Below are 25,947 nucleotides of genomic sequence, written 5' to 3' on the forward strand. Positions count from 1 at the left end.
TGCACCGCATGAAAGACATCAAGATTGGCATCATTGGCGGCGGTCTCATGGGCCGGGAAATGGCCAGCGCGTTCGCGCGTTGGTGCGCCCTCACGGACGTGAGCGTGCGCCCCGTGCTCACCGCCGTGGCGGATCTCAATCCGTCCACGCTGTCCTGGTTTGACATCATCCCCTCCTGCACGCTGCGCACGGGGGACTACAAGGAGCTGCTCGCCAGCCCTGATGTGGATGTCGTCTATGTGGCCGTGCCGCATCATCTCCACGAACCCATCTATCTCGATGTGTTGGCCGCCGGGAAGGACCTCTTTGCCGAGAAACCCTTCGGCATCGATCTCGCCTCCGCGAAGCGCATCCTGGAAGGCGTTCGCTCCAGCGGCCGCTTTGTCCGTTGCAGCTCCGAGATGCCATTCTTCCCCGGTGCCCAACGGGCACTCAGTCTGGCGGGCAGCGGCACCCTGGGCCGTGTGCTTGAGGTCGTTTCCGGCTTTCATCACAGCAGCGACCTGGATCCGAACAAGGCGGCCAACTGGAAGCGCATGAACCAGTTCTGCGGAGAAGGCGGCGCTCTCAACGATCTGGGCATGCACGCGTGCCACCTGCCGCTGCGCCTCGGCTGGAATCCTACTCGCGTCTTTGCCCAGTTGCAGAAAGGCTATCCCCAACGCCCGGATGGCAAGGGTGGACTGGCCGTCTGCGACACCTGGGACAATGCCCTGCTCCACACTTGGACGACGATCGGCGGCGACGAGGTGCCGCTGCGTCTTGAAATGAAACGTCTCGCCCCAGGAGCCACCAATACCTGGTTCATTGAAATATTAGGCACCGAGGGCGGGGTCCGCTTCAGCACGGCCGAGCCCAAGACCCTCTGGGTCTTTGAGCGCGGCAAGGAGCAGTGGTGGAAGAAGACCGAGCTCGGCTTCGGCACCCCGTTCAAGGCAGTGACAGGCGGCATCTTTGAGCCCGGCTTCCCCGACGTCATCCAGCAGATGTGGGCTGCCTATCTCATGGAACGCGAAGGCCTGCTTGAGGGTCGGTTTGGCTGTGCCACGCCGGAGGAAGCCGTGGCCACCCACGAGATCTTTGCCGCCGCCCTGGAGTCCCAGCGCACCAGCACCGTCGTCCCTATTCCCGGTCTGTCATGAGTTCCTCACGCAGCGGCCTGCTGGCGGGCGGCAACTTCATCGTGGATCACGTGAAGATCATCGACGCCTACCCGGACCAGGACATGCTGGCCAGCATTCTGGGCCAGACCCAGGCCAATGGTGGCGGTCCATACAACGTACTCAAGGACCTGGCCGCCATGGGAGCCACTTTCCCCCTGGCCGCCGCTGGCATGGTGGGAGAGGACGACAACGGGCGCTGGATCCGTGAGGACTGCCGGGTTCATGGTATTAACACAGCCCAACTCCATGCCACGAAGGAACGCGCCACCTCCTACACCGACGCCATGACCGTGGCCGGCACGGGGCGGCGCACGTTCTTTCACCAGCGCGGGGCCAATGCCCTCTTTGATGTGCCGCATGTGGACTTCCGCAACAGCTCTGCCCGCATCTTCCATCTGGGCTACCTGATGCTGCTGGACACCCTGGACTCCTTTGCACCGGACGGCCGGACGCATGCCTCCCACCTGCTGGAGCAGGCGTTGCTCGCAGGACTGGAAACCAGCGTGGACATGGTCAGCACGGAGCATCCCCAGTTCAGGGAAATCGCCCTGAGCGCCCTGCCCTACACCCATCACCTCATGCTCAATGAAGTGGAGGCCGCGCGCGTTCTGCACCGGAGCATTCCGGCGGATCAGCCTGCGGCGCTGCTGAGTGCCGCCTCGGACCTGCTGGGCCTAGGCGTGCGTCAATCGGTCACCGTTCATACGGAGCACGGTTGCGCCTCCGTCACCATCACAGGAGAAAAGCTTCACCAGCCCTCCCTGCTCATCCCCCCGGGTTACAGCAAGGGAGCCACCGGTGCCGGCGATGCCTTTGCCGCCGGTCTGCTCTATGGACTGCACGAGCATCTTTCCCTGGCCGAGCGACTGCAACTGGCCGTCTGCACGGCGGCGGCCTCGTTGGCCGATCCCACACCTTCCGCCGGGCTGCGCCCGGTGTCCGAGTGCCTGGCCCTGGCGGCTGAGTTCGGGTTCAGGAAATAGGCCGGTTTGATTTTGGAATTAGGGTTTGGATTTGCGATTTGCGATTGGGAAATCCGCATTGCCATGGGCCGGCCGATCCCGCAAGGCGGGAGAGGACTGCCCATGGGCATCTCCCGCTTGCCATCTACCACGGAGTGGTAGGCACATCGCGTTGACTCCCCCTGGCGCCCGCCAAGCACTTCAGGAGACGCAGTATCTACACAACGCTTTCAGCGTTGAAAGCTTCCCTCACTGTACCCACCGTAGACTCGCTTGAAGCTCGTCAACGGTGGGCTGTGCTACGGATCCCCTGCAGGGATCAACTTTGAACTGATCACACCTGCACCCCGAATGGCCGGATGCCCGACCATTCCGAAATCACAAATCCAAATTCGAAAATCCCCCCCGTCACGCCTTCTGGACGATGATCCGGTTGCCCGTCACGGACTTTACCTTCACAGCCGTTCCGGGGGCGATGTAGTCCCCCTCCACCATCGCTTCGATGGTGGTCTCGCCAAAGTCCACATGCCCATACGGGCGCATGGCACTGCGGGTGGTGCCGGAGGCTCCCACCGGCACCGTGGAGGCGCGGCTCTGACCATGGCCTTCAATGGAGTCCTGCTCGCCACCCACGGCCGCCTGCAGGATCAACCGCTGGAACGGTCCCGCAGAGGGGAAGTAGCGCATGAAGATGATGATCAAGGCCAGCGCTCCAGTGAAGGCCAGCCCCAGATTGCGCAGGGCCACGACATAGTCCTCGAACCGCACTGGGAAGGTGCCGCCCTCTGGCACATTCACATCCCAGCCGGACATCGTGTAGATGATGGATCCTATGACCAGCAACAGTCCCACCAGCCCGAACATGAGGTGCCCGGGAAAGACGAACAGCTCCACGATCAAGAAGAGCACGCCGATAAAGAAGATAAAGACCGTCTCATACCCCACCAGGCTGCCCGCCACATAGTGACCAAAGAAAAACAGGCCGAAAGCGGTCGCAGAAATGATCCCTGGAATGCCAAAGCCCGGGTGCTGCATTTCCAGGTAGCCCCCAGCGATACCCACCAGCAGCAAGATGGCGGCGTACTTGGTGATCAGAATGGCCACCAGCTCAAACCCCTTGGGCTCAGCCTTGATCATCGGCCCCTTGAAGCCCTCCTTCTTCACCAGCTCATCCAGGTTGCGCACGATGGCCCTGGCCAGCAACGGCTTCCCGTCATAGGTCTTCGTGGCCTCCTGCTGGTCCAGAGTGAGGATGCGCCCCTTGGGGCAGATCTCCACACCGGAGACCATCAAGCCCACATCCTTGTCGATCATGGCCTCGATGATCTCTGGATTGTGACCTTTGCTCTTCACCGCCGTACGGGCCATCGCCATAAAGGCGGAGTTCATCTTGGCGCGCTCGGCATCATCCATCTTCTCGCCGCCGCCCGAGACGGGTGTGGCGGCACCGATGCTGCTCGCCGGGCTCATGTACACGGCATCCGTGGCCATCGCGATGATGGCACCGGCTGAAAGCGCCCGTGGATTCACAAAAGCCACACTGCGAGGCGTCAGTTCCTGAAGGTCCTTCATGACCACCGTAGTCGTGTGCCAGGCAAGACCACCGGGTGTGTCCAGATCAAACACCACCGCCTCTGCGCCCTCCTCGGTCGCCCGCTTCATGGTGCGGGACATGTACTCGAACCGCGCCGGGCTGATGAGATCCTCTTCACCAATGGGAATGACGACCACTTTGCCTGTGTACTCACCCGTTTTAGTCGCGGGAGGTTTGACCCGGGGGGGCAGCACGTAGTCCTGCATCTTGGGCAAAGGCTTCGCGGCCTCCTTGGGGACGGGCGCGGTTCCCACCGACTCATCCTTCTTGTCATCGACTGGCTTTTCCGATTTGGCCGATTCCTTGGGAGCGTCTTCCTTGGCCGCAGCAGGAGCGGGCGCAGGGGCATCAGCTTCCGGAGCGGACGTCGCGGGAACTTCCTGCCCGGCAACGAGGAGGGTGCCAATCGTGGCCAGGATCGCAAAAAAAGCGACCGGGAAGATGGGGAGATTGCAGCGGGTTTTCATAGGGGAAGCTTCGACGGTGACAGGCTACGATCCTGCAACTCCGTCGAAACACAACCCCTCATCACGTCACACCGCCGCCCCCGGTTCTTCCTACTTGTTGTTCTTCTTGCGTTTGCCCTGCGTGTCTTCCTGCGCGGCCCCTTCCGGAGCGGCGATGACGACATTGTGAACAATCTCTGCCTGGGGCAGCGCCGCCTTGAGTTTGGCAACCCCTGCATCGGTTGCCTTGGTCTCCCAGAGGTAGATGTTCCGCAGAGTTTTGATGCCTGCCAGTGTTGCCAGGCTCGCATCTGTCACCTCGGTGCCATAGAGGTTCACGTAAGTGAGATGTTTCAGGGCACCGAGTTGCTCCACTCCCTTGTCCGTAACCTTGGTCTTGCGCAGGTCCAGACGGGTAAGCCGGGGAAATTGCACCACGGTTTTTAGAGCGGCATCCGTCACGGCCGTGCGGGCGAGGTCCAGGTGCACCACATTATCTTTGAGAACCAGCAGGTTTTGAATGCTGCCATCATCACAGCGGCTCACACCGGTGAGGAAGTCCACCCTCAACAGAGGGCTGTTCACCATCAAGGCGCTCACTTGGGCTCCGGCATTCTTCGCCTTCTTCAAGGCCTCGGCGCTGGCAGGCTGCAGACCTTCTGCGAGCGCCTTGTAGAGCACATCGTGTTCCCGCACTTTCTGCGCCACCTTGCCTGCGGCGGCTGGGTCTGCGGGCTTGCCCGCGATATTGCCTTCCCAACCACCAAAGTCCGCCCCCTCTTCAATCCAAGTTTTGATTTTCGCCATCTCGTCCGCCGTGACGGGATCCCCCTTGGGCGGCATGAACATGTCATCGTCTTTCGGAAGCGTCAGCACTTCAAACAAGTAGCTCTTGGCAACCTCTTTGGCCACCACCGCCGGACGCTTGCTCTCGCCCCCCTTAAGCATCGCCCAGGCCGCATCCAGGCGAAGTTCCGCCTTCGGTTTCACGAGCTTTCCGCCTTCCTCATGCGGAGCACTGTGACACTTTAGACATTTCGTCTCCAGAATCGGAAGGATTTCGGACTTGAACTCCACCTTCGCAGAGAGCGTCACCGGGAGGGTGGCAGCGACCCATAGGACGATGGACCGGCGGGTTATAGGAAGCTTTGTCATAAGGCGGCGAAGGAAACGCTTGCCCCAATGCCTTGTTTCAGGAAAATTCCACCATGGCTGCTGCTGCTTCCTCCGTGAATCGTTTCGAGACTGAAGCGATTCTGAATCGTCATACGTTGGGAATCATCATGGGTGGGGGGGCTGGCACACGACTCTTCCCGCTGACCAAAGACAGGGCCAAGCCTGCGGTCCCCCTTGCTGGCAAGTACCGTCTGGTGGACATCCCCATCAGCAACTGCATCAACAGCGGCGTGCGCCAGGTGTACGTGTTGACGCAATACAACAGCGCCTCACTCAACCGGCACATCAGCAGAGCCTACAAATTTGACCTCTTCAGCCACGGCTTTGTGGAAATTCTGGCGGCTCAACAAACACCAGAAGGCGAGGCTTGGTATCAAGGAACGGCAGACGCTGTCCGCCAAAACCTTCGGAACTTCACGCAGGGCAAGTACGAGTACTTTCTCATCCTAAGCGGTGACCAGTTGTACCGGATGGATTTTCGCAAGGTCCTGACCCGCCACCTGGAGCACAATGCCGACATCACCATCGCCACCATTCCGGTGGACGAGCGGCAGGCGAAGTCCTTCGGCATCATGCAGACGGATCCCGATGGCCGGATCAGAAACTTTGTTGAAAAACCAAAGGATCCCGCGGTTCTGCAATCCCTTGCCATGCCCGCAGAGATCGTCCAGCAACTCAAGCTGGGCGAAGACCAGCCCTACTATGAGGCCAGCATGGGCATCTACGTCTTCAACCGTGCGGCGCTCATCGCCGCCCTGGACAATGACTTCGTGGATTTCGGCAAGCACATTATCCCGCAGGCGATCAAGGACTACAAGGTTCTCAGCTATCCCTTCCAGGGCTATTGGGAGGACATTGGTACCATCCGCAGCTTCTTTGAAGCCAACTTGGACCTCTGCTCAGTGGTGCCCCAGTACGATTTCTTCGATTCGCAGGCCCCGATCTACACGCACGCTCGCTTCCTGCCTGCCACCAAGATCAACGGCGGCAGCATTCACCGTGCCCTGCTCTCCGACGGCTGCATTCTGTCCGAAGCCCGGATCGAAAACAGCATTCTCGGTATTCGCACCGTCGTGGAGGCAGAGACCTCCATCAAAGACTGCATCATCATGGGAGCGGACTACTACGCTGGTGCCGTGAACTGCCCGATCAACCGGCCGGCCACCGGCATTGGCCGACGTTGCAAGATCGAGCGTGCGATCATCGACAAGAACGTCCACATCGGCGATGGGGTGGTGATCACGCCCAAGGACAAACCGGAAAACTTCGACCATCCGGAAGGTCTCTACTACATCCGCGATGGGATCGTGGTCATTCCGAAGGACGCCATCATCCCCGCCGGGATGTGGATCTGATTCGGATCTGTTCTGATGAAAATTCCGGGGAGAAGGGCCTGACCCTCCTCCCTTTTTTATGCCAATCGATCTACCCTGGAGGATCCCCCCTCATTGAACCAGGTTTCCAGATTGGCCCTCAGGGACCCGTAGGGCGGGTTGCCCAGAACGCGGCTGGCGGCTTGAGATCATTGCCCTCTTCGGCAAACTTGGTGCCGATCTCCCCGAGTGGCATGGCCTTCACGACCTCCAGACCTTTTTTGATGCGATCTGGAGTGAACACCAGCCTCGTGAGATGCAGGCCCAGGAGAGGCGTGAGATCTTCTACAGGCGTTTCACCGATGTGCAGTCGCTCCAAAGACGAACCCGAGAGCGGACTGAGATCCACCACCCGGGTGAGGTGCAAGGTGAGGCTTTTCAGTGGCAGCCCTTTGAGCGGAGCAATGTTGCTCACCGGGCATCCATTCAGCCACACCATCGAGAGCGGACTTTTCCGCAGCCCGGAGATGTCAGACACAGGGCAGTCTTTGGCGTTGAAGTCCGTCAGGGGCAGCCCTTCCAGGGGCCCCAGATCCTGCACCGGTGCCCCGGTGAGATAGAGTTTGGTCAACGGCATCCCGCGCAAAGGAGACAGATCCCGCACCTTCGTGCGCTCAATGTAGAGCTCCGTGATCGGCAGCCCCTTCAGAGGAGTGAGGTCGCTCACTTGAGTGTCGCTTAGATAAACAGCCGTCAGGTGGGGGCGACCTTCCAGAAACTTCAGATTGCTCACCTTGGCCCCGTCCAGACCAACGGCAAGTGGCTCACCGCCCTCGATCCGGAACTGTCCGCCGCCCTCGTACTCAGGGTTGTGAAACTTGATCTCCTTGTTCATCAGCTCCTCAGTCCAGGCAAACTTGAGTTTGGCCGGTGCCGGAGTTGGCGTGGGGGTGGGTGCTGGCGACTCCGAAGAAGCGGTCTTCTCAGACGTGACTGGCTCCTGCTTTGGCCCACAGTGAGTCAACCCGAGGATGACCGCCAGAAGCCCGCCAGAAGAAGCCAAGGTGTGCCGATACGACATGGAGAAAGCCATGCCGCCTACCAACGCCGCCCGCAACATGAAGTTGCGCGAGGTTGTCAGCTTTCGACCGGGCACCTACCAGCAGTGACCACCATAGTAGCGGGGTGCGTAGTGCCGCCTGTAAACGACAGGGGGCGGGCAGTAGTCGTAAGAGTACGATGAATAGTAACGCGGCGGGGGCGGAGGAGGAGGCGGCCCATACCCATAGCCGCCGTAAGCATATTGATCCTGGGAGTTGCCGATCAATGAACCCGCGAGAGCCCCCAAGGCACCACCGATGGCAGCCCCTTCCAATCCCCGACCACTCTGGTGACCTATGATGCCGCCAGCCGCGGCTCCGGTTATGGCTCCAGCCACCCCACCCACGCGTTCATTAGGCCCTGGGTAGTAAGACACACAGGAACTGAGGGTGAACGCAGCCGCGAGGGCTCCGACACTGCAAACGGCGGGAATCTTCATGGAGGTGGTCGTGATTCGACGACCACCGCCTATAAACATTCAAATAAATTTCTGCGATTCACTCCTCTACGCCTGCCCCTGGCGGAGGCCGAAGACCTCCACTTTGTCCGGGTGCCCCTTCACCTCATAAGCTCCACAAGGCTCGAACCATTCCTGCCCCTCCGCCCAGCCATCCAGAAACGCAGCGCTCACCAAGATGGGTTGGCGAGTCTGCCGGGTCAGGCTTTCAATACGGAAGGCAAGGTTCACCGCATCCCCCAGGGCAGTGTTGATGCCCTTGCCCATCGCTCCCAGGGCCACAGGACCCAAATGCATGCCAATGCGGCAGTCCAGCACCACGCCACGAGTCTCGCGAAGGTGTTTGCGCACCGGCGTGGTCACCGTCACCTCCACCTCGCGCAGGGCTTTTGCAGCGGCCACCGCCTTCTGGCGGATGTCAGCCTCAATTCCCGGCCAGTAGGCAAACACGCAGTCACCGATGAACTTGTCGATCATCGCGCCATAGCGCTTCATGATGGTATTGCAGTCCGCGTACCATTCGCGCAGCAGTTCGGCCAGTTCCTCGGCACTGAGCTGGGAGCTCAGCTGGGTAAATCCTTTGAGATCGCCCACCAGCAAGGTGGCCGATGTGGTCTTCATCGGCACAGGGTTGCGGCGTAACACCTGGGTCTTGGTGCCGAGCATGGTGGTGTCGCTGTTGGCCGAGCTCTCGCTCTGGTCAAAGAGGAACACGGCACCACCGATCTGCAACCGGTCGCCGTCACGAAGCACACGTGCCGTCGTCAGCGCCATGTCATTGACGTAGCTCCCGTTCGCGCTGCCCAGGTCCACCAGCCAGTAATGCACCCCTTCACGGCGGATGGTGGCATGTTGCCTGGACACTCCCGCGTCGTTCAGGCGGATGGTAGCCTCCTCACTGCGTCCGATGAGGTTAAAGTCCTCCAGAGGAAAGGTATCACCGCTGGTCAAGGTTCTGAGGTAGGCTCCCATTTGTCACCTCCTTTCAACCGAATGGACCCATGAAAGTCAACTCTTCCTTTTTTTTTCATCAGTTTGATGGCACCCCTTCCAGACACCTTCCTGCCTAAGATTTCAAGTTGGCATTTTCAGCAAGTTCTTCGAGGTTCACTCATGGTTCGTAGGCAGTGGGCCCTGATGGCTTTGCTATTCATTCTGACAGCGGTCCGCATCCAGGCCCATCCCATCCCCACGCTCGTCGTGGAAGCCATTTTTCACCCGGATCGCACCTGTGAACTGAAGGTGAATCTCGATCCACGGCTCTTTCTACACGAAGTCCCCTCCACGCTGCCTCCGATACCCGGATCTTGGTGGAGAGATCAGAGTGAGGCTGATCGGGCCTTCAACCAGGATCGCGCGCGCCAGTACGTGGCCAGCACCCTCCAGTTTCTCTTCGGCACCGCTCAGACCCAACCCTCATGGACCGTTCAGGCCATCGACAGCACCCTGACCACCCCCCTCTCTCCCACCAGCGCAGAAGTACATCTCCTGGCCAGTTGTCGGGTGAAACCCAGTGCAGACGCCAGTGATTTCAAGCTTACCCTCGCCCGCGCCGCCGCTGTCCCCGTGATCCTGCTCAATTCAGAACTCGACAATCCCAAGGTCACCCCCCAATCCGTTTATCCCGGCGAGACAAGCCGGGCCTTTCCCCTGCCTCTCAAAACGACCGCCGCCCCCGAGCCTGCCCCAATCACACCTTCAGCTCCTCAGAACGACTCCTCCACGTTGTGGCGCCTCGTGCTGACATGCGCCCTTCTCGCCGGCGTGGCAGCAGTTTTCTGGCTGACCCGGCGCTGAAAAAACAGGCCAGGGACTCAGGGGGATTGTCCGGAGGCTTCCGCCTCAATGACCTCAGCAGACGGCTTTCCAGATTCCTGCTGGAGCCTCTCTGCCATCATCTCAGGCGTCTCAAAGCGGATCTCCTTGAGCCGCCCGTGCTCCTTGATGTAGTGCCCCATCAGCCGCCCCTCGCGATCATAGTCCCTCTCTTCGCCGTGGAAACGGCCCTCAGCATCGAGCTGCCCTTCGGACCACAGCACCCCGTTGTCGTACCAACGCAATATGGGCCCCTCTCCCACATCCTTCTCGTTCAAAGCGAATTCGTACTTCTTCTTACCGTTGCCATGGTACACCACGAGGAAGGCGGGTTTGCCTTGATCGAAGGTGCGCTCTTCCCGCAGCTTGCCTCCGCTGGTGAAGCTTACCATCATACCGTGGCGGCGACCCTTTACGTACGGAGTGCGGCGCGCCAACCGGGGGGGTGTCCGATCATAGTGGAGCTCTATCGCATCCCCGGTAAAGGGCACCTCAGCACCGGGGAGATAGGCAAGCCCATCGTCCCGGATTTCCACTTTGACTTCCTGATACCCCGGCACCTCAGCCTCAGGGGGACGAGTACCAGCCCGGTCAGATGCCGCCCGCCCTTTCGCCTCCATCTCGCAGGAACAGAAAAAAGCGACGCTGGCAAGAAGCAAGGCCGCTTGAGCAAATGGGACTCTGGAAATCATGTGTAGGTATTAAAATTTCAAGTCTCCGCCCTTGGTCCTCCCGGGCATAGCTGCGGGCAGGGATTCCGCTTAGGCGGAGCGTTCAGTGGCTTCTGGCTCGTCTGGAGCGGTTTCCTCCTCAGCCTCCTTCATCCTGGAAGCCCCTCCGACCGCCACATCCTCATCAGAGGCCGTGGCGTCTTCCGCCTCCTCCGCCAAGGAAGTTTCCTCAAGCCCTTCCGTCACAGGCTCCCCCTCTCCGGCGACAGCTTCATCCGCTTGGTGATTTTCCGTTGAGGGAGCTTCCTCCGTGGCTGCTGGCTCCGCTGATGCTTCCGCAGCAGACACTTCCGCTTCCGAGGGCGCGACCTCGGCCGGAGGCTGGACTTGAGCACTCGCGCCCTTGCCTGCCTTGCTCCCCTTCTTGCCCTTCTCCAAGTTTTCGACCTTGCCGTCGGGCGTGATCCGCATGCCAACGGCGGCAGCCGCTTCGGCTGCGGGACCGCCAAAGCCAAGGAGCATGGCAACTTCATCCTGCACCATGGCCAGCTCATCGAGCCTGAGTTCAGGATCCTTGATGATGTACACTTCCCCGCTTTTGCGGTGTTCGTAAATGATCGTCTTGCCGTGCTCCGTCTCTTTGGTCTCCTTGGGAACGAGCTGCTTTTTTCTCTCAAGCATCAACGCCAGGATGTAGCGGGCGTGCTCGGTGTGCTCTTCATCCTCCTCGACAAAGCGCCTCAGCAGATCTTCTGCGCTTTCGCGTCCGGTGATTTCCACCTTCGGCTTCATGCTCTCTGGCTTGACGTACTCAGACTTCCAGTAGGAAAAGGGCTTCCGCTCCGCGAGCTCCTCTTTCCAAGCGGACTCCGCCACGTCCCGTCTCTGGAATTCGCCTGATCCCGTATCGAAGTAGATGGCCGTATAGAACCTCTCCCCCTCTTCAAACGGGCGGTTCGTGCGGGAGCATTCGTGGGCTCGTGACTTGATGTTCCAGTTGGCTTGCATCCCAAAGGCTAGGCTGTCTTGACGAAGATGCGTGAGCGCAGGGCCTGCCAGCCCAGGGCCAGCTTCTCACGGAGTGTCTTGATGGAGAGTTTAGGCAGCTCCCGGTTCTGCGAACGCAACTTGAACAGGTAGATGCCGATGCTCCCCAGCAGCAAGTGCGGCAGCCAGACGGAGATGAAGGGGGGAATGACGTTGCTCTTCCCGAGGTTCAGGAAAAGGTTGTCCATGAACATCAGCACAAAGAAAAAGATGACGGCCATGGAGAGCCCGCCCACAAGACCCCGTCGGGAAAACACGACAGAGAGAGGGGCCGCGAACAGCACCACCACCAGACACTGCCAGGGGAATGTAAACCGGTAGAAAAGGTGCGTCAGGTACGGGGCAAGCTTCCGCTGCCCATACGCGGAGTTTCCGCGGATGTAGGAGATCAAATCCGGGACCCCCAAATAGTCCGGCACCAAGGTGCCGCTGAGGAGGATCCAGGGGGTTTCCGTCCAGCCTTCAAAGTCAATACGCGGGTGCCCTCCACCGGCGTCAAAGTTCTGCATCGCCACCACCTGGCCGTTCTTGTAGGTGACTTCCACGCCGGAGTAGAACGACCAGACCTTCCGATCGGGCCACCAGAAGGCGCTCTTGGCAAACCAGCCCTTCACGAGGCGCCCCTGGTCGTCTTCCTGGCGGATTTCAATCCGGCGCATGCGGTCTCCACGCAAATCTTCCGGCACCTGGCCCACGAACCAAGTCCGTCGATCCTCCTGGTTGCGGTACATCAGACCCATGACCAGGAAATTTTTTCCAATCCGTTCCTTCACGTTCTCCAGAAGCTTTTCCTTGTTCCCCGCAGAAACAGGAGCCCAGTGGTAGTTGGCCGCCATGCCCAGCAGAGAGGCGCAGCAGGCGATCACGTAGAAAGGCTTGAGCACATCAAACATGCTCTTGCCCGTGCCCAGCATGGAGATCAGCTCGTTCGTACGGGACATACGCCCCAGCGTGTACAAGGTGGACAGGAGCAGGGAGATGGGAGCCACCGTCACAAAGATGAACGGAATGAGCTTGATGTAGAACATCACAATCTGCGCCCGGGAGATCTTGTTTTCCTGGAAATCCTGCATGTTGTCCAGCAGGTCCATCACGATCCAGAGCGTGCAGAACGCGATGAAACAGAACATCACTGGCTGCAGGAACGAGCGCATGACGTACCGCTCCAGAATCTTGCTCCGGGCGTAGTACACGAGCACGATGGGCGGTGTGCACAGGAGCCCCAGAATGAGCAACAGCTGGACTGCAAAGGCAGTGACCGAAAACACCTCTCCAGAGAAGCTGGCACTGAGCGTTTCCCAGCGATCATACAGCTGGGAGACCAGCGCCCAAAGCGCAAGATAACCACAAGCGATCCAAGTAGGGATCACCATCTTGCGGGCGTCAGGGTAGGCACGCAGGATGAACGCATGGTAGGCCACCCCGCCCACCAGCACGAACAAGCGCATGTAGGACAGGATATAGAGAGTGAAATAGGCTCCCTCCGGGGGGGCCTCCCAGCCTTTCGGAAGCTCATTGATGTTGGAAGGCGTCACCGGCATGTAGTTGCGGTGATACCCGGCCATCTGGCAGACGAACATGACGATGACTGCCAGCAACAGGGCGAGCCAGCCGGCATTCGGGGAGTGCCGCAACCAGCGCCAGATGGCGTTGCAGCCGTCTAAAACGGGGGTGAGCACTTTCCGGAATTGCTTAGTCATGCTTGAGGGCTGGGAGGTTTCAACACAAAGCGGCCCTCGTCAAGGAGGGGCAAACACCTGAGCACTGTCTGCACCTTGCACAGCCGCCCGCCCGGACGTATCAAAACAACCTCCATGATTCACATTGCCTCCGATGCCGAAAGTGCCGCCCAACCCTCACTGGCGGAGCGCATGGGGCAGGCATTCTCGCCCGACGGCATCCTGGCGAAGTCTCCTGACTTTGAGTACCGGAAGCAGCAGCAGCGCATGGCAAAAATAGTTGGAAAAGCGCTGGAGACAACCCGTCCGGTCGTCATTGAGGCGGCCACAGGCGTCGGAAAGTCCCTCGCCTACCTCTTGCCCTCTGTGACCTTTGCGGTGGAAAAAAAACGAAAAGCGATCATCACCACCCACACGATCAACCTCCAGGAGCAGCTCATTTACAAAGATCTGCCGATCGTGCAAAAGATCATCGGGACACCTTTCAAGTCAGAACTCCTGAAAGGACGCGGCAACTACCTCTGCCCCCAACGTCTGGATCGGGCCTTCCAAGGCACGCCGGACCTCTTCACGAGCAGCGAGCAGGCGGAGTTGAAACTCATCTGGGAATGGAGCCAGAAAACGCAAGATGGCAGCTTGAGCGATCTGGACTTCACCCCCTCTCCCAAGGTGTGGTCTCAGATTTGCAGCGAATCCTACATCTGCACCCCTCGCCGCTGCGGCCAGACGCGCTGTTTCTATCAGGCCGTCCGCAAGCGCATGGCAGAAGCAGATGTGCTGGTGATGAACCACTCCCTTTTCTTCATGCTGCTGTCTTCTACGGAAGATGTGCTGCCTGAGGACGCCAACTTCCTCTATCCCAAGGACTTCCTGATCGTGGACGAAGCCCACACGATCGAAAATGTGGCCGCCCGGGCCTTTGGCCTCCACCTGTCCGAAAGCAATATCCGCTTTGAGCTGCAGCGGCTCTTCAACCCGCGGACCAAAAAGGGCCAGTTTCCCCACCAGGGAGATTCCGTGGGGTGTCGCGCAGTGACAGAGGCTCTGGACGCCTTGGAGATGTTCTTCCGCGCCGTGGAAGGCTCCTCTCACTTCATGAACCAGCAAAGCCGGGAATTCCGCGTCCGCGAAACCGGCTTGGTGGACAACACCCTCGCCATCCCCCTGCACCGGGTCATCGAACGGACAAAAATTGCCGGAGACGCGGCAAAGAATGAAAATTCCCGGTTGGAGTTCCAGGATCTGACCCGTCGGCTGGCATCCGTGCAAGCCGGGATGACAGCCTTCCTCGATCAGAGCGAGGACGACCATGTGTACTGGGTGGAGCGGAGCAACGGGGAGAACAAGTCCGTGAGTCTGCACAGCGCCCCGATCGATGTCAGCCCCCAGCTTTCCAAGCTCTTCTTCCGTGGTGACAAGGCGTGCATCCTGACCAGCGCCACACTGGGAGTGGGCGAAGCAGAGGACCTGAGCTATTTCCGCCAGCGCGTCGGGGCCACCTCCACCGTGGCTGTCAACATCGCCAGTCCGTTCGACTTCGAGAAACAGATGCGACTCTACCTGGTGAAATCCATGCCTGCGCCAGGCACCAAGGAGCACGAGGCCGCCCTGCCCAAGTGGATTGAGCACTTCCTGGACCTCTCCCAGGGCCGAGCCTTTGTGCTCTTCACCAGCTACACGCAAATGACCCGAATCGCGGAGCAGATGGAGGAGTTCTGCGAAGATCGTGGCTGGACTCTGCTTGTTCAGGGCCGGAATCTTCCTCGTCACCAGCTTCTCGCCGAGTTTCGCAAGGACACTCACAGCATCCTCTTCGGCACGGAAAGCTTTTGGACTGGAGTGGACGTACCAGGCGAGGCCCTGAGCAACGTCATCATCACCAAACTCCCCTTCGCAGTACCAGACCACCCGCTTACGGCTGCCCGCCTGGAGCACATCGAAGAAAGTGGTGGCAACCCTTTCACTGAATACTCCGTCCCGGAGGCGATTCTCAAACTCCGCCAGGGAGTGGGCCGCCTGATCCGAACAAAAAAGGATCAGGGTATCTGCGCCATCCTGGACAATCGCGTGCTCACCAAGCCCTACGGCCGGGCTTTCCTTAACGCCCTGCCCCCCTGTCCGGTCGAGATTCTCTCCTGAGCGGACAGAAAATGCCGAACCGCAGTCGTCACTTCTCGTCCAGGCCAGTGGTTACCGCACCATTGGCAATCTTGGATTTAAGCCGGGACCAGAAATCACCCTTCCCTGCATTCGGATCCGCAGGGGGAGTGGGCAGCGTGCTGCCCGGTACGGTGGAGGTCCCAGGTGCCCCGGGCGTCGGCGCTGTGGAAGCCGTGGCGGGCCCCGCTGCGGGTTTACCCGCAGGAGGGTAGCCGCTACCCGGGCCATTGATGACTGGAATGGCCAATCCGCGCCCCGTGCGCGTGAACCCACGGGAAGGCGCCGACCCGGAGGCGGTGTTCGCCGCCGAGGAAGTGGCCCCGGAAACCCGCTCCTGAGCCTCAGTCAATTCTCCCCCATAAGGAGCGAACGTATTGATCGGCACATCGTACTTTTTGAAGTCGGAGGCCAGCTGGCGGTGGGCATTGATGAAGGCCGTGGGGCTATGGTAGTTGGAATAGTCCTTCGCGAACTTGGAACGGTTCATCCCGATGGCGAGATTCTTCCGCACCTCGAGGTGGAGGTGCACCGGGTACATGCCATTGTTCCCCCCCATGGTGCCCACAAGCTGACCCTTCTCGATCATCTGCCCCACTTTGACCTTGCGCTCCAGAAGGTGTCCGTAGAGGGAGTCCACCATCTCAATCTTGCCAGTCACCTCCCGAAAAACGTGCCGGATGATGACCACATTTCCCCAGCCGACCTTTACATCCTCCGACTGCACCACGATCCCACGCCCAATGGAGTAGATCGGATCCCCCAAGTCACTGTCGCCACCGCCAGAGCCGTTCCAGTCTTCGCCAAGGTGGCCGTTGGGCCAAAATCCGCGGGCTTTGTAATAGCCAGCGCCCTCAGGCTTGCCACAAGGGAAGTCGAAGCCATCCGCCAGCTGGCAGCGGATTGTCTCAAAAGCAGCGGCGGGCCCAGCCCCCAGCAGAACCGTCATCATGGCCACGAATGCAAGCCAACCCAATACGGGTCCACGGGGCGGGTTCTGGTGCGGCAAAAGGGTCAGACGACGGAGCATTCGGCTTGCGACAGTTTTAAGGATCAATGCGTTGAAAAAGAGACTTCGGGCTGGCGGGGAAGACACCGTAGCCGGGGTTGGGAGGATTGCCACGATCAAGTTGCATATGAAGCCAAGTTCACCGGCCACCTGCTATTGAAGCTTGCGCATCCATGATCCTCCCCCATCATGCCGGGCTCATCCCCCTACCCCACCATGCCCGACTGGCTCACCGTCATCATTCTCGGCCTCATTGAAGGGCTCACGGAGTTCATCCCAGTTTCATCCACCGGCCACCTGCTGATCGCCCAGAAGTGGCTCCCCCGGCAGTCTGAGCTGTTCAACATTGTGATTCAGAGCGGTGCAGCCCTCGCGCTGGTCCCCCTCTTCTGGAAAAAGTTCAGCGGCATGGCCTTCGGCCTGGGCAAGGCGGAGAACCGCGACCTCCTCATGAAACTGGGTACGGCGTTCATGATCACCTGCGTGGCTGGCATGGCCATGAAAAAACTAGGGCTGGAACTCCCAGAGGACGCCCGGCCCGTGGCTTGGGCCACGTTGATCGGCGGGTTCGTCATCTTTGGCGTGGAAGCCATCTGCAAGCGCCGCGTGCTGTCGGATTCGCTTACCTGGCCCATTGTTATCGGGGTGGCCTTAGGTCAGTTGATCGCAATGGTTTTCCCAGGAGCCTCCCGCTCCGGTGCCACCATCATGATCGCCCTGATGATGGGGCTGTCCCGCCCTGTGGCCACAGAGTTCTCATTCCTGCTCGGCGTCCCAACCCTCCTGGCGGCGGGCGGCTATGAGATTCTGAAGGCCCTGAAGGATGGCGAGTTTGCCACCCTGAACTGGTTTCATGTCGGCTTGGGCTTCATCGCCGCTGCCGTTTCCGCTTTTGTGGTGGTGCGCTGGCTGATCCGCTTCGTCCAGAGCCACACCTTCAACGGCTTCGCCATCTACCGGGTCGCCCTCGGAGGGGTGTTGCTGCTCTGGCTGGCACGCTGACCAGCGTTTGGCTCGGTCTAAATAAAACAGGCCCTCCAGTGGGAGGGCCTGTAGGCCGTGAGAGACTGGGACCGGCTCAGAGCGGGAAGGGCAAATCAGAGGGCATCTACTCCGTGCTCATTCGTCCGGATGCGCAGCACATCTTCGATTTCATAGATGAAAATCTTGCCGTCCCCCACCTTTCCCGTTTTGGCAGATTCAATGATAGTCTGGATGATGCCGGGAAGCTGTTCGTCCGTAGTAAGGATCTCGATCTTGGTCTTGGGAACAAAGTCCACGGTGTACTCGCTGCCGCGATAGATTTCCGTATGCCCCCGCTGTCTGCCGAAGCCCTTGACCTCCGTCACGGTCATCCCGAATACTCCCGCCTCACGGAGCGCTTCCTGGACTTCCTCGAACTTGTGCGGTTTGATGATGGCTTCGATTTTCTTCATGGCGGTGAGATGTTGTTGAGGTTTAAGCGGGTCACCCCCCCGCAATCAAGCCAAAAGAATCATTGATTTTACGGACATCTTCCGTCACCGCCCCCTTCTTCATGCACCTGCACTACCGAAGATTTGTTCTGCGTCTCTACAAGAGGTTCCGCCATCCGCGGAAGCTCAAGCAAAGCCGCCTTCGCAAATGGTTCGCATTGCACTTTTTGGACAAGACCGTGTGGAAACCCACCCGGCACAGTTTCGCCGGCGGCCTCGCGATCGGCCTGTTCGTCAACATGCTGATCATCCCCGGGCAGATGCCTCTGGCGGCGCTGCTGGCCGCCTTGTTTCGAGTCAACATTCCCATCGCCATCGTGGCCTGCTGGATCAGCAATCCCGTCACCATGCCTCCCATAGCCTGGTGGGAAATCGAGTTCGGCAACTGGTTGAGCCACAAGCTGCATCTGGGCAATCCCCCCCCTTTGGACTGGAAGGATCTCAAGCGAATCCTGGACGAAGCCACGGGGTTCTGGAACTTCTTTGCCCAACTTAAGCCTTGGGCCGCCTCACTCTACATCGGTGGATCGGTCGCTGGCATCGTGCTGGCATTTGCTGGCTACGCGGTGGCCTTCGTCCTTTGGGATCTGCTGCTCACACTGACTCACCGCCGGGTGAAGGACGATGATGACGAAATCGATGGCAGCTCAGGGAATTCCCGGGGCCGTCGATGATGAATCTCCAACCTTACACACCATTCCCGTGATAAGCCCCCCTTGTCACACGGTGAGGATGCGTTACATCTATGGATATTACACTGCATGAGATTACTTCCTCCTCTTCTCTGTCTGGCGGTGCTGATTGCCGTCCTCCTGGGCTGTGAGAGCACCAGCCCGCGCGTGACTGGCTGGGAGGGACGGCTGGGGCCGGTACCGGTGGAACGGAAGGTTCTGCCAGTAGGCATGCTGCAGGAAGTCCGCCTCCAGCAGGACATGATCACCAAAGGTACGGCAGGTCGTAAGACCTTCCGGCGCATGAACCCCCAGTTCATCACCATTCACTCCACCCAGAACTACACAGGCAATGCCTACAACCACGCTCTGGCGCTCAAAAGAGGAGCATTGCGTGCACCCAAGCGCAGAGGGGGCAACCGGATTGGGTTCCTGACCTGGCACTTCACTGTGCAGGACAATGTCGCCATCCAGCATCTTCCCACCAATGAGCAGGGGGAGCACGCGGACTTCGACGGACCGGGCAACAACTACAGCATCGGCATCGAGATGTGTGAACACCGGGGCAACGACCTGGCCCGCACGATAGACAACACCGCCAAGCTGACCGCCTTCCTCATGATGGAGCACCAGATTCCGCTGCGGAATGTCGTCCCCCATTATCACTGGCCCCGGCAGGGTCTGAATCCGCCCAATAAAAACTGCCCGCACTTCCTGCTCGACAACGGTCGCCCCGGACGGAACTGGCGCTGGTTCTTGAGCCGGGTGGAGGCGCACTACTCCCGCCTCGTACCCGGCCCGGTGCCGAGGATCTAAGCGCTCATCTTGACGGGTCCCTCCACGTTGAGGGATTTCAGTTTTGCCACACATTCGATCACCTTCCCCGCTGCAATGACTGCCTCCTCCGCAGTGTTCATGCGGGAGAAGGAGAATCGCAAGGTCCCACCGAGGCGTTCCTCCGTGAATCCCATGGCGCATAACACGTGCGAGGGACGCAGCGTTTCAGCGTGACAGGCAGATCCTTCCGAGCACGCAACGCCGCGATCATCGAGAAGGATCAACAGCCCGGCGGCATCCACCCCTGGAAAAAAGAGACTGGAGGTACCAGGGACACGAAACTCCCGACTGCCATTGACCTCCGTGCCGGGGACTTCAGCCAGAATGCGATTCTCAAAGGCGTCTCGCATGGCGGCCACTTTGGCAGCTCCGTCGTCACGCAGATGCTCCAGCATCAGTTCGGCCGCCTTGCCCAACCCCACAATGTGTGGGACGTTTTCTGTTCCAGAGCGTCGGCCGAACTCCTGGCCGCCTCCCAGCATCCAGGGGCGAAAACGCACCCGCTTGCTGATAAAGAGAGCTCCGATGCCCTTGGGCGCATGAAACTTGTGACCGCTGAGGCTAAGGTAGTCCACGGGGATTTTCTTGACCGATACTGGGATCTTGCCCACCGCCTGCACGGCATCGCTGTGGAACATCGCACCGTTGGAATGCACGAGTTCCGCAGATTCCTCGATCGGGCCGATGACTCCGGTTTCGTTGTTCGCCCACATCATGCTCACCAGCGCCGTCTGACCGGAACGCGTACAGCTTTTCAGCTCCCGAATCATGGGCACTCCTTCGCGATTCACATCCAGGAAACTGGCAGAACGGCCCTCTTCCGTCCAACGGCGGGCAGGTTCAAGCACGGAGGAGTGCTCCGTCTTGAAGATGATCAAGTGGGTCTTGCGCGGCTGTTGCAGGGTCAGGGCGGATGCCAGCGCGGCATTGTTAGCCTCGGTGCCGCCACTGGTGAAGATCAGCTCATTGGGTTCACAATCGATGAGTGCGGCAACCTGCTCCCGCGCATGTTCCACCGCCTTGTGCACGAATCTGCCTCCAGCATGCCCGGAGGAAGGGTTGGCAAAATGCTTCGTCAGGAACGGCATCATGGCCTCAACCACCCGTGGATCGGTCTGGGTGGTTGCATTCGAGTCGAGATAAATCATAGGCCCATCTTCCCCCATAGGAGGATACGTGGGCAAGTGAAATACGGAGGCGGTTGGGTCACATCGTATTGGAAGTGAGCGATGAATCGCGCGTGACGAGAACCAACCCGCAGTTAGCGCATTGCCCGCGGCCATCCTGATCAAGGCGTGAAACGCTTTGTCCCAATCACCCGGAAACGGTAGTAAGGGTCCAGAGTGGCGTCGGCATGAGCAGGATCGGTGAAGTCAGGCAGGGCGGGGTCCGATGGATCAACATACCGCTCAATGGTGGTGGAGCCGCGAGACTCAGAGACCACCAGATCGCGCCCCTCCTCCCAGGTGCCCCAAGCCGTTTCCGAGGTGCCACGGGAGCGGGCCGCCTGCTGCAGCGCCTGCACTTTGTAATGCACGGTGTACGTGTTGGACTTTGTCGTGAGCCGGGGATACAGCCCCGCATAGGGACGCTCCTTGACATTGTCTCCTGTCAGCGAGTGCCCCAGGGCTTACGCATCTAAATTTACTCCAAGCAAGGTTTGGAGATAGTCTGTACTGAGTCCGGCTTCGAATCTGCGTTGGTTGACCGATTTTTTGGAGTTTGGGTTCTCTCGCTTGATCATTGCATGAGTCAGGCGTCGAAGGGTGGCCAGATTCTCCGCGCTGTAACCGCTTCTAGACCGGCTCTCATCTTCGCCAAAGGTCACATCTAGAACCCAGTGCAGCGAGTTTTCAATCCCCCAGTGAGCGCGTACTGAGGCTGCAATGAGCGCGGCATCGGCTTTCAAACTGCTGATGAAGTAACGCCTTTGCACCGTGGTCTGACCCGCCACGGTGCGCTCGCATTCCACCGCAGCCACGCTGCGCAGTCCCGCCCACTTTTCTGCCCCCTGCAGCCAGCATTCCACTTCCTCACTCACCCAACAGCGACGCACTTCATGCCGGCCGTGCCCATCGCTTTCCTCTTGATGAAAGTTGCCTTCTGCCCTGGCCAGGTCCTCCCCCGTGTCCAAATAGTGGCTGACCTGTTGATGGAGGCTTTCCTGGTTGCTTTTGAGGGCCAGGATGTAGTCCCCCTTTTGCTGGATGATTTTCCTGGCCACCTCCCTCTGGCAGCCCATGGCGTCGATGGTCACGATGCAGCCTTTCAACGCCAGCATTTCCAACAACTCCGGCATCGCGCCAATCTCATTGCTCTTGTCAGCAACCTTGACCTGTCCAAGGCACAGGCTCAATTCACTGGCCCAAGCCCCCACGATGACCGCAGGTGCCTGCCCTTTGTCGACGGCCCCGCGCAGTGCCTTTCCATCAATGGCGATCACCCCTTTGAGACCGCTCTCAAGCCCCTCGCTGGAGAGTTGGCGCAATACACCTTGGGTCCAGAGACTGAAGGCTTCCATGAAGCGCTTGGGATCAAGCAGGCTGAAGACTTTACGGAACGTGTCGTGACTGGGAATGCCGTTGGGCAGGGCAAGAAAGCTCTCCAACCAAGTGCGCTTCAGATTGCCGAAGGCTTCCATATGGGTGTAATGCCCCTGACCGCACAGCATGGCGCAGGTGGCAATCACCAGGATGTCGGCCAGATCATGTCGCTGGGTACGCTGCACCCTCCAGTCATCAATGCTCTGAAAAACTTCACGAAGATTGCTGTCAGGAGATGCAGAGGCGGAAGACATGCCCCACTTCATTCACACATCTTAACTAATTTCCACGTGCTTTGTAAAAACTAGATGCGTAAGCCCTGGCGAGTGCCCCTGCCAAAAGGCGGTCATCCCGGCCGCGGTCAGGCTCCCAAACCCGGGCACTCCTCTGGGGATCAAGTGAAGCTCACAAATGTCCCCCGGAGAGCGGAAGAGATCTTCCGCAGCGAACCGTGTGCGAAACTGGTCCAGTGTCTTTTGAGCATCGATCTCGTACCGGTAGTTCTTGCTGTTGCCGCCTTTGTAGTTTCCCGCATCCGCCACCGGGATGGCGGTCACCCGCTCACTGCGAAAGAGGGCGTGCAGGGCCGTGGTCCGCTCTACATAGGTGAACGGAACGATCTGGAAGTTGAGATTGATCTTGCCAGCGGTGGAGAAGGGCTCACTGATGGCGTAAGGCTCCACCACCGGCATCCAGAACAGATCAAGCAGCAGATGATCACGCGGGGACTGGGCCCCGATATGGGAAGCTCCGGGCGGCGGAGCCAGCGGCGAGGGGTCGGGCCGGAACAGCAGCGTGCGCCAGGGGACGCCGGACTTCAGCTGGCTGGGCAGTGATCCGAACATGACCGGGGACATCACCTGCCGGTTGGGCGAGAAAAAGGTGGGGCCGCTGGTTTCAATGAGCCAGTCGTTGGTGAAGTACGGGACGGCCTGCCCATCGGTGCCGCGGCTGTTATGGCCTTCATCAGGCTTGTTGATGTACGCACCATCGGGCGTAAAGGCCAGACCCGTGTCCCAGTCTCCCGAGTCACTGCCCCAGGGAGGGTCTTTGAACGGCACGTCCGGGGACGCAGTGCCCTGGTAGCTGGCACCTGGCACCAGCTTGCCCGTCCGGGTGGATCCGTAGAAGTTGCCGTGACTTTGATAGCCAGTGGTGAACGAGTGCGCCATGGCTTGAGCGGCGTCATAGTGCTGGTGAGGGACAAACACGGTGTCCGGAACCGTGCGCATCCCCGCCACCAGCCGGTAATCTCCATGAACCGGAACCAGCGTCCGCACCGTGTCCACGTCACGGAACAGGCCGCCGCTGGTCTGGATGTTGCCCCGGTTGGGAGGACGCGCAATACTGCCGATGCGCCCCGTTTTCCCGGCCTGGGCCCCGTCTTTGGAGAAGCTCCAGAAATTCTCCTGCGTGGTGACATACTCGAGATTGGCTCCGTTCATCTCATTATGGCCCGACGTGACCAGCCCCGGCGCGGGGAAGCTGCGGGACGGGAACTTCAACTCGATGGTCTGCACGAGTTTGGCAGCATCCGGCACATAAGCAGACGGGTAGGCAGGTATCGGTGCCGGCACGCCCCCATGATAAAACTGAACCTGGATGGGCTGCGAACCCTTCATCTGGAGCGTCATCGTACGTGCGGTGCCCGGCTTGATCGTGATCGGTTTGCTGACGAACGGATAGGTGTTCTGGATGTTGGTGGCAGAAGCGTCCTTGGGCATGTCACCGCGCGCAGGCAGTCCACGGTCCACCAGCGTCACCCGGAAACCGCCCTGCCCGCCAAAGGCCCGCTCGTGCGCAATGTCCCGCCGCCGCTTGGTCACCCAGATGGTCGCATCTGCAGGAAAGCCCAGATCCTGCATCGCATCTCCAGACCCGTCCCCTTTCAACTGCAACTGCTCCAGACCCGTCACCCTGATCTGGGTATCCTCATTCAAAGACGTCCAACCTTGCATCACGGAAAACAACTCAAGCAGGAACAACGCCTCGACTCGTATCTCTCCCTCCTGCAGTTTGGCCGTTCCCAACGTCTTGTTCTTTTTCAACCCATCCGCGTCCACCACCGCATTGCTGGCGGGAACGGCGGGATCGGCGGTGCAGATGAAGTGCAGGCCAGCCTCGGTCAGCGTCTCATACCGGCCGAAGCCCATGGTATCCGTGGCAGTCACGTATAGCGGCACCACCTGCCCGTGCCCCACCGCCCCGGTGGAGATGGTGGCGCGAGATTTCGTAAACTGCTTGCCCTTCGTGGGAAAGGTCCAGCCCGCAGGCTGGTTCTGATCCTGTGGTTCGAGGGTATCATCAAAAAGGTTGGTCGAACGGATGTAATCAAGGATCTCTGTGAGGATCTGGTCGCGGTCGAGCGGATACTTTGACGAGAAGGTGCCGCCATAGCCGGGCACTGCCTTGTCCGTGAGCGTCTGGAGATACCGGTAGAGCCTCCCATTCCCGGGAATGGCTTCGATGTCTGCGGTCGGGCTGTCCGCGATTGCCCGCTTGAAGATGTAGTCCGCCGCACCGGCACTGGCGCAGAAAGCGATCAGGCGGTCGAAGGCGGTCCGGTAGTCACTTTGGTTCACTTCATGCACGGGCCAGATCGCCACGCGTGGGCGGTTGAAAAGATTGACCTCCGGCGCACGGCTGTGGGCGGAGAGAAAGAAGCGGGTTCTTTCCAGGTCGGCAGGCGTGAGCGCAGTCACGGAGCGGTCCGGGCGGTAAACGAGCTCATCCACCGCCGCATAAAGACGGTCCACGTCCGTGACCACTCCAGTTGATGCAATCACCGTCCCGCCCCGGGATCCCCCTTCGCCAATGCGCGGCACCATCTCCGCAATCTGCGCACGGGTGAGGGAGGGAAACACGGCGCTGAGGTAAGTGGTGGCTGGATGGCCGGGATACCGTTGGTATTCGCGCTGGGCAGGCTGGAATTTCGCCATCCTCTCCTTCTCAAAGCTATTGTTGGTACGCGGAACGTCCCAGTAGGAACCCGGAATGGGATTGGTGCCGGTGCCGGAAGCCCACTCGTCGCCAGCAGCCGTGTTGATGTTGACCTTGTTGGTATCGTCATCTGTCCAGAAGGCGATCCGCCCCACCACGGGATTGTGCTGGGTCGGTGACGTGATTTCGCCTGTCTCCCAGGTTGCCGTGGTGGTGGTGCCTGAGGACGGGGCCGTGAGCGTGCCATCCCGCAGCACATAGAGCCACCTGACTGGCATGGGCGCGGGATTGTCCTCCGGCCCGGTCCCTTTCACCGGGGCCCCGGTGAGGGTGATGCCTTGGGTTGGGTTCGGTCCGGTCACTGAGGAAGGATAAAAGATAGGGTACTGGCGGGTGCCATACCGGTTCAACACAGGAAGGTTGAGGTCCGTGTAGAGCGCCGGTTGCTCATGCCATGTGGTGGGGACATCACTCTGGGCGACAAAAGGCCCGTCGGTCGGCACCCAGTTCATCCTCCTTGCAGAGTACAGCTTGTAGTACTCCAGCGGGGCGCTGGAAGCGCTGGTGGTTGCGCCGGCTGCCACACCATAGGTGCGGATCATGCCCGGCTGGGATGCCCAGGCGACGTTTGGCCCTCGGGTGGTCGCCGCCCGGACTTGAGCCATCACCACACTGGTGACCGTATCCACCAGCTCCCGGCTCCGGTTGCCAGCATCGGCATGGCGGGACGCCTTGGTCTCAGTGGTGACACTGCCAAAGAAGGCCAGGATCAGGGCGCTCAAAAGGACGAGGAAACTCAGAACGAGCACCAGGGCCATGCCGCTGCGACGGTTCGGGAGATGCCTCCCCAAGCGGGATAAGAATCGGAAATGCATGATGAAGGGGGGGCAA

23 protein-coding genes are annotated in these 25,947 nt (G+C 59.8%); 9 read left to right on the top strand and 14 right to left on the bottom strand.

The features are described from left to right. Positions 1 to 8: 8 nt before the first annotated feature. Both VSP_RS26590 and VSP_RS37555 read left to right on the top strand, forming a co-directional pair. Positions 9 to 1,142, top strand: coding sequence for a Gfo/Idh/MocA family protein (locus tag VSP_RS26590; protein ID WP_009964558.1), 1,134 nt, complete (start codon positions 9 to 11; stop codon positions 1,140 to 1,142). Continuing rightward, positions 1,139 to 2,146: a carbohydrate kinase family protein gene (locus tag VSP_RS37555; protein WP_009964560.1), complete on the top strand. Its 1,008-nt coding sequence runs from the start codon at positions 1,139 to 1,141 to the stop codon at positions 2,144 to 2,146. The genes VSP_RS26590 and VSP_RS37555 overlap by 4 nt, the downstream gene beginning before the upstream one ends. Before the next feature lie 387 nt (positions 2,147 to 2,533). On the opposite strand, the gene VSP_RS26600 is transcribed toward VSP_RS37555, so the two are convergent. Together VSP_RS26600 and VSP_RS26605 are read right to left on the bottom strand one after the other, a co-directional pair. Next, a complete protein-coding gene (locus tag VSP_RS26600; RefSeq protein ID WP_009964561.1) occupies positions 2,534 to 4,186 on the bottom strand; it encodes an NfeD family protein in 1,653 nt (550 codons plus the stop codon). 90 nt (positions 4,187 to 4,276) lie between these two features. Then, the gene (locus VSP_RS26605; RefSeq protein WP_009964563.1) at positions 4,277 to 5,320 is read right to left on the bottom strand and encodes a c-type cytochrome domain-containing protein; all 1,044 of its coding nucleotides are present in this window, start codon (positions 5,318 to 5,320) and stop codon (positions 4,277 to 4,279) included. A gap of 53 nt (positions 5,321 to 5,373) precedes the next feature. Between VSP_RS26605 and VSP_RS26610 the strand changes: the two genes are divergently transcribed. Further along, the gene (locus VSP_RS26610; protein WP_081452737.1) at positions 5,374 to 6,696 is read left to right on the top strand and encodes a glucose-1-phosphate adenylyltransferase; all 1,323 of its coding nucleotides are present in this window, start codon (positions 5,374 to 5,376) and stop codon (positions 6,694 to 6,696) included. Between the two features lie 118 nt (positions 6,697 to 6,814). Here the strand turns inward: VSP_RS26610 and VSP_RS26615 are convergent, their stop codons facing one another. Further along, on the bottom strand, positions 6,815 to 7,549 hold the full coding sequence (locus VSP_RS26615; RefSeq protein WP_157211073.1) for a leucine-rich repeat domain-containing protein: 735 nt from the start codon (positions 7,547 to 7,549) through the stop codon (positions 6,815 to 6,817). A 136-nt stretch (positions 7,550 to 7,685) separates the two neighbouring features. Between VSP_RS26615 and VSP_RS42605 the strand changes: the two genes are divergently transcribed. Continuing rightward, positions 7,686 to 7,823 (top strand): hypothetical protein, encoded by a 138-nt coding sequence (locus tag VSP_RS42605; RefSeq protein WP_157211074.1) that lies wholly within the window; start codon positions 7,686 to 7,688, stop codon positions 7,821 to 7,823. Here the strand turns inward: VSP_RS42605 and VSP_RS42610 are convergent. Together VSP_RS42610 and VSP_RS26620 are read right to left on the bottom strand one after the other, a co-directional pair. Next, positions 7,811 to 8,194 (bottom strand): glycine zipper domain-containing protein, encoded by a 384-nt coding sequence (locus VSP_RS42610; RefSeq protein WP_157211075.1) that lies wholly within the window; start codon positions 8,192 to 8,194, stop codon positions 7,811 to 7,813. The genes VSP_RS42605 and VSP_RS42610 overlap by 13 nt on opposite strands. A 66-nt stretch (positions 8,195 to 8,260) precedes the next feature. Continuing rightward, positions 8,261 to 9,184 (bottom strand): adenylate/guanylate cyclase domain-containing protein, encoded by a 924-nt coding sequence (locus VSP_RS26620; protein WP_009964571.1) that lies wholly within the window; start codon positions 9,182 to 9,184, stop codon positions 8,261 to 8,263. Positions 9,185 to 9,349: 165 nt separating this feature from the next. Between VSP_RS26620 and VSP_RS26625 the strand changes: the two genes are divergently transcribed. Then, positions 9,350 to 10,009: a hypothetical protein gene (locus tag VSP_RS26625; protein WP_156346102.1), complete on the top strand. Its 660-nt coding sequence runs from the start codon at positions 9,350 to 9,352 to the stop codon at positions 10,007 to 10,009. Positions 10,010 to 10,026: 17 nt separating this feature from the next. Here the strand turns inward: VSP_RS26625 and VSP_RS26630 are convergent, their stop codons facing one another. The 3 genes from VSP_RS26630 to VSP_RS26640 all read right to left on the bottom strand — a co-directional run bounded on the left by VSP_RS26630 (position 10,027) and on the right by VSP_RS26640 (position 13,445). Continuing rightward, the gene (locus VSP_RS26630) at positions 10,027 to 10,719 is read right to left on the bottom strand and encodes a toxin-antitoxin system YwqK family antitoxin (protein WP_009964576.1); all 693 of its coding nucleotides are present in this window, start codon (positions 10,717 to 10,719) and stop codon (positions 10,027 to 10,029) included. Positions 10,720 to 10,788: 69 nt separating this feature from the next. Continuing rightward, positions 10,789 to 11,706, bottom strand: a complete 918-nt coding sequence (locus VSP_RS40090; protein WP_009964577.1) for a hypothetical protein — start codon at positions 11,704 to 11,706, stop codon at positions 10,789 to 10,791. 8 nt (positions 11,707 to 11,714) lie between these two features. After that, the gene (locus tag VSP_RS26640; protein ID WP_009964578.1) at positions 11,715 to 13,445 is read right to left on the bottom strand and encodes an LptF/LptG family permease; all 1,731 of its coding nucleotides are present in this window, start codon (positions 13,443 to 13,445) and stop codon (positions 11,715 to 11,717) included. 114 nt (positions 13,446 to 13,559) lie between these two features. On the opposite strand from VSP_RS26640, the gene VSP_RS26645 reads away from it, so the two are divergent. Then, positions 13,560 to 15,563 carry an ATP-dependent DNA helicase gene (locus VSP_RS26645; protein ID WP_009964580.1) on the top strand — a complete coding sequence of 668 codons (2,004 nt, stop codon included), beginning with the start codon at positions 13,560 to 13,562 and terminating at the stop codon, positions 15,561 to 15,563. Positions 15,564 to 15,591: 28 nt separating this feature from the next. Here VSP_RS26645 and VSP_RS40095 read toward each other — a convergent pair whose 3' ends face one another. After that, positions 15,592 to 16,533, bottom strand: a complete 942-nt coding sequence (locus VSP_RS40095; protein ID WP_009964582.1) for a M23 family metallopeptidase — start codon at positions 16,531 to 16,533, stop codon at positions 15,592 to 15,594. A 246-nt stretch (positions 16,534 to 16,779) separates the two neighbouring features. On the opposite strand from VSP_RS40095, the gene VSP_RS26655 reads away from it, so the two are divergent. Beyond that, a complete protein-coding gene (locus VSP_RS26655; RefSeq protein ID WP_009964583.1) occupies positions 16,780 to 17,592 on the top strand; it encodes an undecaprenyl-diphosphate phosphatase in 813 nt (270 codons plus the stop codon). A 95-nt stretch (positions 17,593 to 17,687) separates the two neighbouring features. Here the strand turns inward: VSP_RS26655 and VSP_RS26660 are convergent, their stop codons facing one another. Further along, positions 17,688 to 18,026, bottom strand: a complete 339-nt coding sequence (locus tag VSP_RS26660) for a P-II family nitrogen regulator (protein ID WP_009964585.1) — start codon at positions 18,024 to 18,026, stop codon at positions 17,688 to 17,690. Positions 18,027 to 18,127: 101 nt separating this feature from the next. Here VSP_RS26660 and VSP_RS40100 point away from each other — a divergent pair, with 101 nt between their 5' ends. Beyond that, complete coding sequence (locus VSP_RS40100) at positions 18,128 to 18,739, top strand: DUF2062 domain-containing protein (protein WP_009964586.1); 612 nt, start codon at positions 18,128 to 18,130, stop codon at positions 18,737 to 18,739. A gap of 87 nt (positions 18,740 to 18,826) precedes the next feature. Continuing rightward, positions 18,827 to 19,552: a peptidoglycan recognition protein family protein gene (locus VSP_RS26670; protein ID WP_157211076.1), complete on the top strand. Its 726-nt coding sequence runs from the start codon at positions 18,827 to 18,829 to the stop codon at positions 19,550 to 19,552. Here the strand turns inward: VSP_RS26670 and VSP_RS26675 are convergent. From VSP_RS26675 to vccA, 4 genes are all read right to left on the bottom strand, one after another. Beyond that, entirely contained in the window at positions 19,549 to 20,721 is a 1,173-nt protein-coding gene (locus VSP_RS26675; RefSeq protein WP_157211077.1) for a cysteine desulfurase family protein, read from the bottom strand. The genes VSP_RS26670 and VSP_RS26675 overlap by 4 nt on opposite strands. Before the next feature lie 140 nt (positions 20,722 to 20,861). Beyond that, positions 20,862 to 21,110: a hypothetical protein gene (locus VSP_RS26680; RefSeq protein ID WP_029190785.1), complete on the bottom strand. Its 249-nt coding sequence runs from the start codon at positions 21,108 to 21,110 to the stop codon at positions 20,862 to 20,864. Between the two features lie 93 nt (positions 21,111 to 21,203). Then, complete coding sequence (locus VSP_RS26685; protein WP_009959057.1) at positions 21,204 to 22,382, bottom strand: ISAs1-like element ISVsp18 family transposase; 1,179 nt, start codon at positions 22,380 to 22,382, stop codon at positions 21,204 to 21,206. Between the two features lie 9 nt (positions 22,383 to 22,391). Continuing rightward, positions 22,392 to 25,931 carry a Verru_Chthon cassette protein A gene (gene vccA / locus VSP_RS26690; RefSeq protein WP_157211078.1) on the bottom strand — a complete coding sequence of 1,180 codons (3,540 nt, stop codon included), beginning with the start codon at positions 25,929 to 25,931 and terminating at the stop codon, positions 22,392 to 22,394. Positions 25,932 to 25,947: the final 16 nt, after the last annotated feature.

The sequence above is a fragment of the Verrucomicrobium spinosum DSM 4136 = JCM 18804 genome (assembly GCF_000172155.1).
Classification (GTDB): domain Bacteria; phylum Verrucomicrobiota; class Verrucomicrobiia; order Verrucomicrobiales; family Verrucomicrobiaceae; genus Verrucomicrobium; species Verrucomicrobium spinosum.